Raw genomic sequence first — 14,424 nt, 5'->3', positions numbered from 1 at the left:
CGGCGCTCGGGGCGGGTCGGGGCGCGAGATGTGCAGTGGGGCGGACGTAGGTCGCCCCCTGCACGAATCGCGCCCCGAACCGCGGGCCGGCGCCGCGCCGCGTGGGAGGCTGACGGCGTGAAACTGTATTCGGACTTCGCGCCGCGGCGGACGCGGCAGATCGTGGCGGACGTCGTCGCGGTCGCGCTGATCGCCGCGAGCGTCGCCATGGGCATCCTGGTGTTCTCCGTGGTGAACGAGCTCGCCCGGTTCGGCCGGCAGATGCAGGATGCCGGCGCGGGGCTGCAGTCGTCGATGACCGACGTCGGGGGTCGACTGGGTGGCATCCCTCTCATCGGCGAGAGCATTCGCGACCCGTTCGACGCGGCGAGCAGCGCCGGAGAGACGCTGCAGTCCGCCGGTCAGACCGAGCAGGACCTCATCCTGCGGGCGGCGACCGCCCTCGGGATCGGCGTCGCGGCCGTTCCGATCCTCATCCTGCTGCTCGTGTGGCTCCTCCCCCGCATCCGGTTCGTCACCCGCGCCACGCGCACGCGGCAGATGATCCGCGTCGGCCTCGACATCGACCTGCTCGCGCTTCGCGCCCTCACGAATCAGAAGGTCGGAGCGGTCGCCCGGATCGACCCCGACCCGCTCGGCGCCTGGCGTCGGAGGGACCCCGAGGTCATGAGGGAGCTCGCGAATCTGGAGCTGAGGTCCATCGGCATCCGGGTCCCCTGACCGCACTGCGGCGATTCATCGAGGCGGGTGCGCCGCCACGAAAGCCCGGATGCGGTCGGCCGTCTCGATCGGCGCGGTGAAGTGCGCGAGGTGCCGGTGGCCCGGGATGGTCACGATGTCGGCGTCACGGGCGCGAGCCCGCAGAAGCGTCAGCCAGTCCTGGGAGGCGATGGGGTCGTCGCCGCCCCGCATGAAGAGGACGGGCGCGGTCACATGCGCCACCCTGTCCTCGATCGGGTACCGCAGCATGTGTCGCGCCTGCCGGGCGTACCAGACCAGGCCGCAGCGGACGTAGTCACTGACGACGATGCCGAGCAGCCGGGGCGGCTCGAGCGCGGAGTCCCGCGCGAGGAGCAGCGCCTGGGTGACCGCCCCGCGGCGCCGGCTGTCGGCGACCGGACCGAGTGCCACGACCGCGCGGGCCAGATCCGGGCGGCGGGCGGCGAGTTCCACCACCCACTGCGACCCCATCGACTGCCCCACGAGCACCGCGTCGCGGACGCCGAGGTCGTCGAGCACACCACCCAGGGCGTCGGCCGTCTCGCGGATGCCCGGCGATCGCCCGGGCGTGGGGACGCCGGCGAAGCCGGGCAGGTCCACCGAGTGCACCTCGGCATCCGTCGCCAACTCGTCATGCAGGCGCCGCAGATAGCGGTGCGACATCCCGATGCCGTGGACGAGCACGTAAGCGGTCGCGCCCGGCCGCCGGGTCGAGAAGGACTGGAAAGGGAGGCCGTTCACGCGGTGGGAACGGGGAGGGGGCGTGAGCGTCACGCGCGCCACCGTAGGCGGCTCGGGCGGGTGGGCGGATGAGGGTTGCGGTGGCCGCGGCTCTCGGGTGACCTGGGCCGGAAACCGACCACCGAGCGCGATGGCGATGGGCCCGCCCCAATCGCCCCCGTGGGCGAGGAAATGGTCGTACCCGAGTTCGCCCACGAGCTGGGGTCGGCGATCTGGGACGTCATATGGAGTAAATGCGCGGCCAATGAAATTCGTGAACTCAAACCTACTGAGGCACGGGCCTTATTATTTCTCGTCAACGGCGGGACGGGGCAGCACCCTCTTGCCATCGCGAGCCCGGCTGATCTCACGCAACTTAAGATGTCGGAGCCATCCCATAACGTTGCTGCGTGGACATGTATACGCCTCTGCCGCCCGCTGACCCGTCTGACGTGGCGTTCCTGCAGCAAGTGCATCAGATTTGGAACCAGGGTGACCCGGCACAGGCCTCTAACTTGGTGCGAGCCAAAGCGGAGGCCAATCATCCATGGGCAGCGGCACTTCTGGCATGGATGCTCATGCAGCAGGGCTATCCCAGCCTCGAGGAAGGTGTTACCTGGGCATTGAGAGCGGCGGAAGCGGGCTTTGCGGGACAGCTCACGCAGACGTACCACAACGTCATCGGCAACCTCAGCTCCTACCCCCATCTCGCTAGCCGCCTTGCCGAGCTGCTGACTTACGGCGCGCCCTGGTGGTCAGGCCCCGATTTTGTTGGCCAGGCGTGGAACCTCCTGGCCAATGGCCAATCGGACCTAGCGGCGCGTTTACTCATGACGCCGAACCCACCTCCCCCAACTGTTTCGAACGAGCATCTGACGCACATCGTCGCCAGTGCGGGTGATCGGTTGCGCGGACTGGAAGGCACGGCGGCGGCAATCGAAAAGTTTGAATCGGAAATCCAAGAGACGAGCGTGCGAGCCCAGGAGGCCATCGATCGCGCAACGAGTGATCTCGAAACCAAAGCTGGCCAGGCGGGGCTGCTCGTCAATGCGACAACTTCGGACGCGACGAACTCCTTGTTCAAGGCTGACGCCGCTCGCAACGCGAAGGAGTCCAAGGGGTCATGGGTTGGAGGTCTTATCACTCTGGGAGCCGCAGCAACGGTGGCTGTCCTGCCCGTCGTGCTGCACTACCTGCAGATTGGTCCCGATTACACCGCGTTCGAACAAGTGGGACTGCATCTCGTCTCGACGGCCGCGCTAGCGACGTTCGCCGGTGTTCTATTGGCTCGCGCGCGATCACGCGACCAGTCAGCTCAGCGCGCGCACGACCTTTCGACGGCGATGGGCACGATGATCGCTTATAGCAATCAGATCGGCGACCCCACTGAGAAACAGCGTTTCATGACAACGATGGGCCAACTTGTACTACAGGCCCACCTCACGACGGGCGGAAAGGGCGGAACAGGTGATGAATCTCTGAGTGGGATGCTCACACTAGCGAATCTCATCAAGCCTGCCACAGCCTCCGCTACGTCGCCTACCTCGTAAATGGCGGAACGCGCATTTTCTCGGATCGCTGAAGCGGGCTCGTTGATAGTGCCACAACGGTCGAGGGCTGCTGAGAGGCGGGATGGAGCATCCAGAAGGCAGTGCGGCTCGGGTGGGTGTCCGACGCGAGCTCGGCGACGAGTGGCTTCCCCGGGGGGCGTTCTATCGACGGTCGCTCCTCGCACCGTGAATGGGGCGCATCGAAGGTGCCGGGCGGGAGAGCCTCGCAACATACGCGAGCCGAACCATCGGATGTGCGTGATTACCGGTCGCGTCTCAGCAGCTTCGATGTTCGACCGCCACCGCTCCGCCCTCCGCTCCCCGCTCCGCCCGGCGTGTAACGGCCACGTAAACTCCCCCTCTCCCCCGCCCCCACCGCGGGTGAGACAACCGTTACCTCCCCGCCCCCGACGACGCGGTCCCGGGTAATCCCTCCTCCCTACGCTGGCGGCACGCCCAGCCCATGCGGGGCGCTGCACCTCCCCACATCGCCCTACGGAGGACCCCGTGACCGTCACCGACCCGCGCCCCGACGCCGCCCCGGCGCACCGCGCACCCCGAGCCGAAGCCGCGAGCACCGCAGCAGCGACCGCGACCACCGCAGCAGCACCCACCGAAGCCGCGAGCGCAGAGCTGAAACACCGCCCCGGCCGCTGGATCGACAATTGGAACCCCGAGAACGCCGCGCAGTGGGCCCGTGAGGGCAAGGCCATCGCCTCCCGCAACCTGCGGTGGTCGATCTTCGCCGAGTTCCTCGGCTTCGTCGTCTGGCAGCTGTGGTCCGTCGTCGTCGTCTCGCTGCCGGCCGCGGGCTTCACGCTCTCGACGGGCGAGATCTTCTGGCTCATCTCCATGCCGAGCCTCGTCGGCGCGACGCTGCGCATCCCCTACACGTTCATGGTCCCGCGCTTCGGCGGCCGCAACTGGACGATCGTCTCGGCGGCGCTGCTGCTGATCCCGAGCATCGGCCTGGCGGTCGCGGTCTCCAACCCGGCCACCCCGTTCGGCGTGCTCCTCGTCATCGCCGCTCTCGCCGGCTTCGGCGGCGGCAACTTCGCCAGCTCCATGGCGAACATCACCTACTTCTACCCGGCCGCGCAGAAGGGCTACGCCCTCGGACTCAACGCCGCCGGCGGCAACCTCGGCGCCTCGGTCGCGCAGTTCGTCGTCCCCATCGTCATCACGGTCGGCGCCGCCGCCACCCTCAACCTGCCGCTCGCGGGTCTCATCTGGGTGCCGCTGATCATCGTCGCGATGGTGGGCGCGTACTTCCGCATGGACAACCTCTCCAACGCGAAGTCGGACATCACGGCATCCCTCGCCGCCCTCAAGGAGCCGCACCTGTGGGTCATGGCCGTCCTTTACATCGGCACGTTCGGGTCGTTCATCGGCTTCGCGGGCGTCTTCCCGAAGCTGCTCGCCGACACGTTCCCCGACTTCACGGGCATCGCGATCGGCTCGGCCACCGTCACTCTCGCGTTCATGGGCGCGCTCGTCGGCTCCCTCGCCCGCCCGTACGGCGGCAAGCTCGCCGACCGCTTCGGCGGCACCGTCATCACGATGGGCGCCTTCACGGTGATGGGTCTCGGCATCCTCAGCGTCATCCTGACCCTGCCGATGCAGAACTTCGCCGTCTTCCTGGCGTGCTTCCTGGTGCTGTTCGCCGCGGCGGGCATCGGCAACGGCTCGACCTACCGCATGATCCCGACGATCTTCACCCTCCGCGCCAACGGCGGCATCGGCGCGCAGCGCAAGGCCGCCGCGGCCCTGGGTCTGATCTCGGCGATCGGGGCCTACGGCGGCTTCTTCATCCCGCAGCTGCTCGGCTTCTCGAAGACGACCTTCGGCTCCTACACCCCCGCCCTCGGCTGGTTCGCCCTCGCCTACGTGGCCTTCCTCGCGATCACCGCGAGCGTGTACCTGACGCTGTCCAAGAAGTCCGGCACCCGCATCTGACCATGAGCTCCGCCGACACCCACTGCCCCTACTGCGCGCTGCAGTGCGCGATGACCGTCACGCACACCCATGACACGACGGTCGCCGGGCGCGACTTCCCCACCAACCGGGGCGGTCTGTGCGCCAAGGGCTGGACGTCGGCGGAGCTCCTGGCATCCCCCCAGAGGCTCCGGATGCCGCTGCGCAAGGCCCCGGACGGCTCCTTCGCCGAGATCACCTGGGACGAGGCGCTGGATGCCGTCGCCGCGGCGTTCCGCGACGCCAAGAACACCCACGGCGCCGACGCCAACGCGATCTTCGGCGGCGGCGGGCTCACCAACGAGAAGGCCTATCAGCTCGGGAAGTTCGCCCGGGTGGCGCTGGGGACCTCGCGCATCGACTACAACGGCCGGTTCTGCATGTCGTCGGCGGCCGCGGCATCCAATCGCGCCTTCGGAATGGACCGGGGCCTGCCGTTCCCCGTCACCGATCTCGACGACGCCGAGACGATCCTCCTGCTCGGCTCGAACGTCGCCGCGACCATGCCCCCGTTCCTCGCCCACCTCGCCGGCGCGCGGGCCCAGGGCGGGCTCATCGTCGTCGACCCGCGCCGCTCGGCGACCGCCCGGCTGACCGAGGACGGCGCCGGCACCCACCTGCAACCCGCCCCGGGCACCGACCTCCCCCTGCTGCTCGGTCTCACCCATCTCGCGTTCGCGGAGGGCCTGGCCGACCGGGCGTACCTCGACGAGCGGACCACCGGCGCCGACGCGGTGCGCCGCAGCGTCGCGCAGTGGTGGCCGGAGCGCACGTCCGCCACGACCGGCGTCCCGGTGTCGCTCCTGCGCGCGACGGTCCGGCGTCTCGCCGCGGGACGGTCCTACATCCTCACGGGCCGCGGCGTCGAGCAGCACGTCGACGGCACCGCCACCGCGACCGCCGCCATCAACCTCGCCCTCGTCCTGGGTCTCGTCGGCCGCGCCGGTTCCGGATACGGCACCCTCACCGGGCAGGGCAACGGGCAGGGCGGGCGCGAGCACGGGCAGAAGGCCGACCAGCTCCCCGGCTACCGTTCCATCCGCGACCCCGAGGCCCGGCGGCACGTCGCGGGCGTGTGGGGCGTCGACCCGGACGGACTTCCGGATGCCGGCATCCCCGCGACCGCCCTCCTCGCGGAGCTGGGCGGGCCGGTCCGGACGCTGCTGGTCGCCGGATCCAACGTCGTGGTCTCCGCCCCGGACGTCCAGGCCGTCCGCGCGCGGCTCGGCGCCCTCGACATGCTCGTCGTCTGCGACTTCGTCCTGTCCGAGACCGCCGCGCTGGCGGACATCGTCCTGCCGGTGCTGCAGTGGGCCGAGGAGGAGGGGACGATGACGTCCCTCGAGGGCCGGGTGCTCCGCCGCCGTCGGGCGCTGACCCCGCCCGAGGGGGCCCGGAGCGAGCTGTGGGTGCTGTCCGAGCTCGCGCGTCGTCTGGGGGCGGCATCCACGTGGTCCACCGATCCGGCGACGGTCTTCGACGAGCTCGCGCGCGCCTCCGCCGGCGGCATCGCCGACTACTCGGGGCTCTCCCACGCGCTGCTCGACACGGGCGTCGAGGCCTACTGGCCGTTCGCGACCGAGAGCACCCCGCGACCGTTCGCCGAGCGGTTCGCGCACGCGGACGGGCGCGCGCGTCTCGTGCCGGTGGATGCCGCTCCCCCCTCACCCGTGGACGCCGGCGGCGACCTGACGCTGGTCACGGGCCGCTACCTGCAGCAGTACCAGTCGGGGGCGCAGACCCGCCGCATCGCGGAGCTGCACGACGCCCGGCCCGAGGCTCGGCTGGAGATCCATCCCGCGACGGCGGGAGGTCTCGGCATCCGGGACGGGGTGTTCGTGACGGTCGCCAACGAGCGCGGGACGGTGCGGGCGCGCGCGACCGTGACCGAGGACATCCGGCCCGACACGGTCTTCCTGCCGTTCCATTACGCGGGCGACGGCTGCGCCAACCGCCTCACGGAGGACGCCGTCGACCCGACCTCGGCGATGCCGGAGTTCAAGCGCACGCGCGTCCGCGTGTCGCTCGCCGAGCCGGCGGCCGGGGCTGCCGCTGGTTCCCTGAAGGAGGACGTCCATGTCTGAGCGTGTGGTGCTGGTGGGCTACGGCCCCGTCGGAGCGCGGCTCGTCGACGGGCTCCTCCCCGCGGTCCGCGACGGACGCATCGACCTCACCGTCGTCGGGGCCGAGACCCACGACGTCTACAACCGCGTCCTGCTGGCCGAGTATGCCGTCGGCCGCATGGACCGCGCCGGCCTCGACATGGACGACCGCCGTGTCGCCGAAGCGGCCGGGGTGCGCTTCGCGCTCGGCACCGCGGTCGTCGGCGTCGACCGTCATCGCCGGGCGGTGCGTCTGCACGACGGCATCCATCTGCCGTACGACCGGCTGGTGCTCGCGACCGGCGCCCGGGCGAACGTGCCGACGCTCGCCGGGATGGAACGCGCACGGCGCGACCGGACGGCCCGGCCGACGACGCCGGACGAGCTCGACCTCGGCGGCGCGCCCCTGCCGCACGGCGTGGTCGCACTGCGGGACCTCGCCGACGCCGAGCGGGTGCGGGCGGCCGTGACGTCCGGGCAGCGGATCGTCGTGCTAGGGGCCGGGGTGCTCGGGATGGAGCTCGCCCTCGCCGCGGCCGAGGCCGGGGCCGAGGTCGTCGTCGCCTACCACTCGGCCGCGCCGATGAACCGAACGCTCGACGAGAACGGCGGGCGCGTGCTCGCCGCCGCGGCGAGCGCTGCCGGCGTCGAGATGGCGCCCCACGCCCGCGCGGAGAGCATCGACCTGCGGTACGACGATCATGGACGCGCCTGGTTCGGCGGACTCGTCTGCGCGGACGGCAAGGTGCTGACGGGCGACCTGCTCGTGCTGTCGTGCGGCGTCGGGGCGCGGACGGAGCTCGCCGCGGCGGCGGGCGTGGCCACCTCGACGGGCATCCTCGTCGACGGAGCGTCGCGCTCCTGGACTGACCCGGCGATCTTCGCGATCGGCGACTGCGCACACGTCGCCGAGCCCTCCGACGTCGAGGCCGCGGGACGTGTGACGGGCGGGCCCAGCGGACTCGTCGGCCCCGGCTGGCGGCAGGCCGATCGTCTTGCGGCCCTGCTGTCCACGGGGGCCGCGGTGCCGGCGGTCGCCGAACGGCCCGGTGTCGTCATGCTCAAGGCCGAGGGGATCGACGTGGTGGCCGGCGGTGACGTCGACGTCGACCCGTTCGCCGCGATCCATGCACCTGGATGCCACGTCCCCCAGGCCACGGTCTGGGCCGACCCCGCCCGCGGGTCCTACGTCAAGATCGTGACGGTCGACGGCGTGCTCACCGGGTTCGTGGCGGTCGGGATGCCGCGCACCGGCGCCGAGCTCACCCTGCTGTTCGAGCGGGGATCCGAGCTGCCGGCCGACCGCTCCTCGCTGCTGCGACTGGACGCCCCCGACCTCGGGGCGCCGATCGCCGGAGACCCGTTCGCCGCGGACGCCACCGTCTGCTGGTGCAACGGCGTGACGGCCGGCGCCATCCGGGACGCCGCCGCGGCCGGCGCGCCGACGCTCGCGTGCGTCAAGGCCGCCACCCGCGCGGCGACCGGGTGCGGGACCTGCGCCGGCCGCATCACCGAGCTGCTCGCGCGCGACGCGGTCCCGGCCTGACGCCCGGGCGGGGCTTCCCGCCGAACTCCGGAGAACCGCGGCAGGACGCCGTCGAGAACGGCCGCGCGAGCCGGTGGCATCCACTTTCTCCGGAGTTCGGAGGGCCGACGGCTGACGGGGCTTCCTGCCGCACTCCGGGGAGTCGCGTGCGGCGGGCGGCGGGCGGGGGTTCCCGCCGAACTCCGGAGAACCGCGGCAGGACGCCGTCGAGAACGGCCGCGCGAGCCGGTGGCATCCACTTTCTCCGGAGTTCGGCGGGCCGACGGCGGACGGGGCTTCCTGCCGCACTCCGGGGAGTAGCGTGCGGACGGGGCTTCCCGCCGAACTCCGCAGAACCTCGGCAGGACGCCGTCGAGAACAGCCTCGTGAGCCGGTGGCATCCACTTTCTCCAGAGTTCGGCGGGCCGACGGCGGACGGGGCTTCTTACCGCACTCCGGGGAGTCGCGTGCGGACGGGGCTTCCCGCCGAACTCCGGAGAACCGCGGCAGGACGCCGTCGAGGACGGCCGCGTGAGCCGGTGGCATCCACTTTCTCCGGAGTTCGGCGGGCGGACGGCTGGCGACACCCGCACGAAACGCAGCGGCAGTACGCTGCGCGAGTGCTCCCCCTCGAGAACGTCGTGGCCTTCATCGCCGCCTCGGTCGTCATCATCGTGATCCCCGGTCCGAGCGTGCTGTTCGTCATCGGGCGCTCGATCGCGCTCGGCCGCCGCGCGGGCGTGCTGAGCGTCGTCGGGAACGCACTGGAAACCGTCCCGGCGGTGCTGGCCGTGGCCTTCGGGGTGGGGGCCATCGTCGCCTCGTCGGTCGTCGCATTCACCGTGCTGAAGATCGCGGGGGCCGTATACCTGGTGTGGCTCGGCATCCAGGCGATCCGCCACCGCCACGCGAACGTCGTCGGTCCGTCGCGGGTTGCCACGTCCTCCTGGACGCTGCTGCGGCAGGGCTTCGTCGTCGGCCTCACCAACCCCAAGACGATCGCCTTCTTCGTCGCCGTGCTGCCGCAGTTCGTCGCCCCGCACGCGGGCGCGGTGTGGCTGCAGCTGCTCCTGCTCGGGCTCACCTTCCAGGTGCTCGCGCTCGCCTGCGACAGCGCGTGGGCCCTCGCGGCCGGGACCGCGCGGAACTGGTTCGCCCGCTCCCCCCGCCGGATCTCGACCCTGTCCGGCACCGGCGGCGTCATGATGATCGGCCTGGGCGGCGCCCTCGCCGTCACCGGCGCCAAGAGCTGACGCGCCGGCCGGGCACGCGCGCGTCCGGAGAGCCGGCGTCGCACCCTGCGCCCGCGGCGCCCGCTCGCGCAACTCCGGAGAACCGGCGCGCCCACCGGCCCCGCTCACCCCGCCCACAGCCCGCGCCACCCGCCAGACACTCGCGCAACTCCTGAGAACCGGCGCGCCCACCGGCCCATCGCGTGCACCGACCCACGCCGTCGGCAGCCGCGCAGATCCGGTGCCACGCTCTGCAGAACGACGCGGTGGAGCCGTCCAGAATGGATGCCACTGGCCCGCGGCATCCATTCCTCCGGAGCCCGGCACGCCGACACCGGCGCCCACCCGCCCGCCGAACTCAGGAGTTACGCGAGCCGCCCCGCCCCCGTACCGCGCCCCAGTCGCGCCCGCCGAACTCAGGAGTTACGCGAGCCGCCCCGCCCCCGTACCGCGCCCCAGTCGCGCCCGCAGAACTCAGGAGTTACGCGAGCCGCACCGCGCCCACACCGCGCCCCGCACCCACCGCCAGAATTCAGGAGTTACGCGAGCCGCACCGGCCACCCCGCACCACCGCCGCACCGCGACCCGGCCCACCCGCCGGAGCTCAGGAGGTACGCCCCACCTCCGGCAGGTCGTGCGACGCCGCGCCCTCGAGCCGGCGACCGTCGGGCGCGAAGCGCGAGCCGTCGACGGGGCTGTCCCAGGACCGCTCGGCGTCGTTCCAGGTGAGCGGAACCGGAGCGACGACCGTGCGGGTCGTCCCCGCGGTCGTCGATACGGCCGCCGTCCGCAGGCCCCGACGCACGACGACTCCGGCGCCCTCGGCCGGCCGCGGGGCCGGGGCCGGAACCGCGCCCGACAGAGCCGCGCCCACGGTTCGGGCGCGGCGAGCGGCCTCGGCCAACCCCCGCCCGAGGTCGGCCGGGACGGTCATGCGCGTGCCGATGGTCCGCAGCCACTGCGGACGGTTCCGGCGCGACACCCCGCGGATCTCGTCGGCCAGCCGCATCGCAGCCGCGGGTCCGTTGGTGAGCCCCCACCCCGCATACCCCGTCGCGAAGCGGATGCGGCCGAGACCGCGCGGCATCCCTCCGACGAAGGGCACGAGATTGTGCGACTGGTAGTCCTGCCCGGACCAGCGCGCCAGCTCGTCCCCCACGGGCAGCGTGCGCCGCGCCCAGGCCGCGAGCTCCTCGGCCAGGGCGACCTCGGACCGCCCCGACCCGACCGGATGCCGCGCGCCCGTCACCAGCAGGGCGGGACGCCCGAACGAGGTGGGCACCGCCATCACCCCACGTCCATCGGCGCCCACCTCGGACCACATGCCGCCCGGGGCATGCGTCGCGTCAGCGAGTTCGTAGGCGATCGCCCAGGACCGGAGCGCCCGGGTCTTGAGGTCGTAGAGTCCGCGCCGCGTGAGCGGCGTCCCGGTCGCGAGGACGACCGTGTCGCCGAACAGCGCGCCCTGATCCGTGTCGATCCGGCCCTGCGGCAGCGCGTGCACGTCGCGCACGGTCACGCCCGTATGCAGCGCCGCCCCCGCGGCGACCGCCTGCTGCGCCAGGGTGGTCGCGAGACGCACCGGGTCGAGGGCGAGCTGGTCGTCGAGGGCCACGGCGCGCGCCCGCGACCGTCCGCCGAAGTCGTCGGGGGTGTCTTCGCGGACGGGCAGCCCCGCTTCCTTCGCGGCGGCGAGCACGGCGTCCAGCGCGGGGTCGGTGTCCGGGCCGCGACCGAAGGTGAACGACGTCCGGCGGTCGGCGTCGGCCCCCGCCCGCTCGACGAGCCAGTCGAACCCGGCCCGGTTCGCGTCGACGTAGGCGCGCACGAGACCAGCGGGATGGTGCGACCGCAGGGTGGCCAGCGTCGTCCCCTGGAGGAGGGATGCCTCCGCCGCCGAGGCCCCGGTCGCTCCCTGCCCCACGGGTCCGGCGTCGACCACGGCCACGTCGACGCCCGCCTCGGCCAGCAGCACGGCGGTCGAGAGTCCCGTGATGCCGGCCCCGACGATGACGACGTCGTGCCGACGGTCGGGTACGAGGGGGGTGCCCTCGACGGGGGCGGACGCGGACTGCCAGAGCGAAGTCATGGTCCTATCCCACTGCGGGACCCTGGCCGCCGGCATCCACTTGCCGCGGCCCGCCGAGTCGGTTACGGGCCGCCGCCCCTCCCTGCCGGGTCCGGCACGCGTCGCCGCCGGGTCCGGCACGCGTCGCGTTCCCGGGTCCGGCACTCGTCGCCGCCGGGTCCGGCCCACGTCGCCTTCCCGGGTCCGGCCCGCGCCGCCTTCTCGGGTCCGGCACGCGTCTGCAGGACGGGTGGGACGGATGCCACCCCCTGCGACTCCCACGCCTCCCCCAGCCCCACCGCCCCTGCATCCTCGCCGCGCCGCACCCCACCAGCCCCACGGCCCCGGCATCCTCGCCACCCGCGCCCCACCAGCCCCACCGCCCCTGCATCCTCGCCACGCCGCCCCACCCCGCGCCCCCCACCCCGCGCCCCGCGCCCCGCGCCCCACCCGCGCCGCGCCCGCCCTCCCCGCGCCGGGCCAATAGGCTTCGCGGTGTGAGCGACACGTCCCCCGCCCCCAGCCGCACGGCCGTCGTCGCCGCGGCCATCGACCTCTTCGCCTCGCAGGGGTACGACCACACGTCGGTCGAACAGATCGCCCAGGCCGCCGGAGTGTCGCGCTCGACGTTCTTCCGGCAGTTCGGCGGCAAGGAGGACGTCGTCTTCGCTGACCACGAGGTGCTGCTCGACGAGTCCCGCGCCTACCTCGCGCAGCCCCACGACGACCCGTGGGCCGCGGTCTGCGACGCCTCGATGCGCGTGTTCCGTCACTTCGCCGCCGACCCCGAGCTCGCCCGCCGCCGCTACGCCATCGTGCGCCAGGTCCCCGGGCTGCGCGATCGCGAGATCGTCACGGTCTTCCGCTACGAGCGCCTGTTCGACGAGTACCTGCGCGAGTCCCTGCTCGGACTGGACCCCCTGGATGCCGTCGGCTTCGCAGCCCTGGTCACCTCGGTGCACAACCACGTGCTGCGCCGTCTGCTGCGGGGCGGCCGCGTGCCGGCGGCAGTGCTGCGCCGGGCCCTCGACGACGCCATGCGACGGTACGGCGTGCATCCGGACGGGGACGCCTCCGCGGACGACGACCTCGTCGTGGCGACGTTCCCGCGGCGGATGCCGGCCGCCGAGGTGACGCGCCGCCTGCGCGCCGCCCTGCCCCGCTGACCCGCGCGCTCCCGCCCGGGGCCCGGCGCCTTCCCCGGACCCCACCACGGGTCCCAGCCGACTCACGGCGACGAGGGTGACACTCAGTACCGCCATGCGCGATACTGGGAACCATGAGCATCGACGCTGACGCCCGCACCCTCCCCGGTGAGCGCACCGCCCGCTACGACGTGCTGGGCCGCCGCGACACCGACTACTACGCGCTGTTCGCCGACATCCCGCAGGACGACCGCGCGGCGTGGGACCGGGCCAAGGCCTTCGTCGACGAGGTGGGCACGACCATGCACGCGCACTGGGACGCCGCGACCTACCCCGTCGAGATGCTCCGCCGCATGGGCGAGCTCGAGCTGTTCACCGACGGCATCGAGCACCCCGCGCTGCCGGCCTCGTCGCCGCTGGCCGCCGGCCTGGTCAACATGGAGATCTCGCGCGGCGACGGCTCGCTCGCCACCGCTCTCGCCGTGCAGGGCGGCCTCGCGCTGCGCACCCTCGCGCTCTTCGGCTCGCCGGAGCAGCAGGACCGATGGCTGCAGCCGCTCGCCGCGGGCACGGTGCTCGGTGCGTTCGCCCTGACCGAGCCCGACCACGGCTCCGACTCCGTCTCTCTCGAGACGACGGCGACGCGCACCGCGGACGGCTGGTCCCTCAGCGGGACGAAGAAGTGGATCGGCAACGGCGCCTCCGGCGGGATCACGTTCGTCTGGGCGCGCGTCGCGGACGAGGGCGGCGAGGGCCACGGCGCCGTCCGCTGCTTCCTCGTCGAGCAGGACACCCCGGGCTACACGGGCACCGTCATCACCGGCAAGGTGTCGCTCCGCGGCATCCATCAGGCCCACATCGCCCTCGACGACGTGCGCCTTCCCGCCGACGCCGTGCTGCCGGGGTCGCACACCTTCAAGGACGCGTCGCGGGTGCTGTACGCGACGCGCTCGGGCGTGGCGTGGTCGGCGCTCGGACACGCGACCGCCTGCTACGAGGCCGCGCGGACGTACGCGACGGAGCGGACGCAGTTCGGCAAGCCCCTCGCGTCGTTCCAGATGGTGCAGGAACGCCTGGCGCAGATGCTCGACGAGCTCACCGCGATGCAGCTCTACTGCCGTCGGCTGGCCGACCTCGAGGCATCCGGGGGTCTCCGTCCCACGCAGGCGTCCCTGGCGAAGTACCACAACACCCGCGCCGCCCGACGGATCGCGGCGACCGCGCGCGACCTCCTCGGCGGCAACGGCATCCTCCTCGAGAACGGCGTGATGCAGCACATGGCCGACATCGAGGCCATCCACACGTACGAGGGCACCGAGAGTGTCCAGGCCCTGCTGCTGGGGCGTGACATCACCGGGGTCGGCGCCTTCGTCTGACACGGGAGGGAT

The 14,424-nt window shown here is 72.6% G+C and carries 10 protein-coding genes; 8 read left to right on the top strand and 2 right to left on the bottom strand.

The genetic code is table 11. From position 1 onward, the window contains the following. Positions 1 to 117 precede the first annotated feature (117 nt). Entirely contained in the window at positions 118 to 720 is a 603-nt protein-coding gene (locus tag MRBLMI1_RS07775) for a hypothetical protein (RefSeq protein ID WP_367729197.1), read from the top strand. A gap of 15 nt (positions 721 to 735) precedes the next feature. Here MRBLMI1_RS07775 and MRBLMI1_RS07770 read toward each other — a convergent pair whose 3' ends face one another. After that, complete coding sequence (locus MRBLMI1_RS07770; RefSeq protein WP_367729195.1) at positions 736 to 1,494, bottom strand: alpha/beta fold hydrolase; 759 nt, start codon at positions 1,492 to 1,494, stop codon at positions 736 to 738. Between the two features lie 356 nt (positions 1,495 to 1,850). Here MRBLMI1_RS07770 and MRBLMI1_RS07765 point away from each other — a divergent pair, with 356 nt between their 5' ends. The 5 genes from MRBLMI1_RS07765 to MRBLMI1_RS07745 all read left to right on the top strand — a co-directional run bounded on the left by MRBLMI1_RS07765 (position 1,851) and on the right by MRBLMI1_RS07745 (position 9,844). Further along, entirely contained in the window at positions 1,851 to 2,990 is a 1,140-nt protein-coding gene (locus tag MRBLMI1_RS07765; protein ID WP_367729193.1) for a hypothetical protein, read from the top strand. Between the two features lie 507 nt (positions 2,991 to 3,497). Beyond that, the gene (locus MRBLMI1_RS07760) at positions 3,498 to 4,946 is read left to right on the top strand and encodes an MFS transporter (RefSeq protein WP_414685829.1); all 1,449 of its coding nucleotides are present in this window, start codon (positions 3,498 to 3,500) and stop codon (positions 4,944 to 4,946) included. A 2-nt stretch (positions 4,947 to 4,948) separates the two neighbouring features. Beyond that, positions 4,949 to 7,048, top strand: coding sequence for a molybdopterin oxidoreductase family protein (locus MRBLMI1_RS07755; RefSeq protein WP_367729191.1), 2,100 nt, complete (start codon positions 4,949 to 4,951; stop codon positions 7,046 to 7,048). Next, complete coding sequence (locus MRBLMI1_RS07750; RefSeq protein WP_367729190.1) at positions 7,041 to 8,612, top strand: FAD-dependent oxidoreductase; 1,572 nt, start codon at positions 7,041 to 7,043, stop codon at positions 8,610 to 8,612. Before MRBLMI1_RS07755 ends, MRBLMI1_RS07750 begins: the two co-directional genes overlap by 8 nt. Positions 8,613 to 9,211: 599 nt before the next feature. Then, positions 9,212 to 9,844: a LysE family translocator gene (locus MRBLMI1_RS07745; protein ID WP_367729188.1), complete on the top strand. Its 633-nt coding sequence runs from the start codon at positions 9,212 to 9,214 to the stop codon at positions 9,842 to 9,844. Between the two features lie 583 nt (positions 9,845 to 10,427). Here MRBLMI1_RS07745 and MRBLMI1_RS07740 read toward each other — a convergent pair. Next, entirely contained in the window at positions 10,428 to 11,912 is a 1,485-nt protein-coding gene (locus MRBLMI1_RS07740) for an FAD-dependent oxidoreductase (RefSeq protein WP_367729185.1), read from the bottom strand. A 476-nt stretch (positions 11,913 to 12,388) separates the two neighbouring features. On the opposite strand from MRBLMI1_RS07740, the gene MRBLMI1_RS07735 reads away from it, so the two are divergent. Next, positions 12,389 to 13,057, top strand: a complete 669-nt coding sequence (locus tag MRBLMI1_RS07735; RefSeq protein ID WP_367729183.1) for a TetR/AcrR family transcriptional regulator — start codon at positions 12,389 to 12,391, stop codon at positions 13,055 to 13,057. 113 nt (positions 13,058 to 13,170) lie between these two features. Next, positions 13,171 to 14,412 carry an acyl-CoA dehydrogenase family protein gene (locus MRBLMI1_RS07730; RefSeq protein ID WP_367729180.1) on the top strand — a complete coding sequence of 414 codons (1,242 nt, stop codon included), beginning with the start codon at positions 13,171 to 13,173 and terminating at the stop codon, positions 14,410 to 14,412. Positions 14,413 to 14,424 lie beyond the last annotated feature (12 nt).

This window comes from Microbacterium sp. LMI1-1-1.1 (genome assembly GCF_040815675.1).
GTDB lineage: Bacteria > Actinomycetota > Actinomycetes > Actinomycetales > Microbacteriaceae > Microbacterium.
Note: the sequence above shows the minus strand (reverse complement) of the source record. Positions and strands in the feature narration are given on the sequence as shown.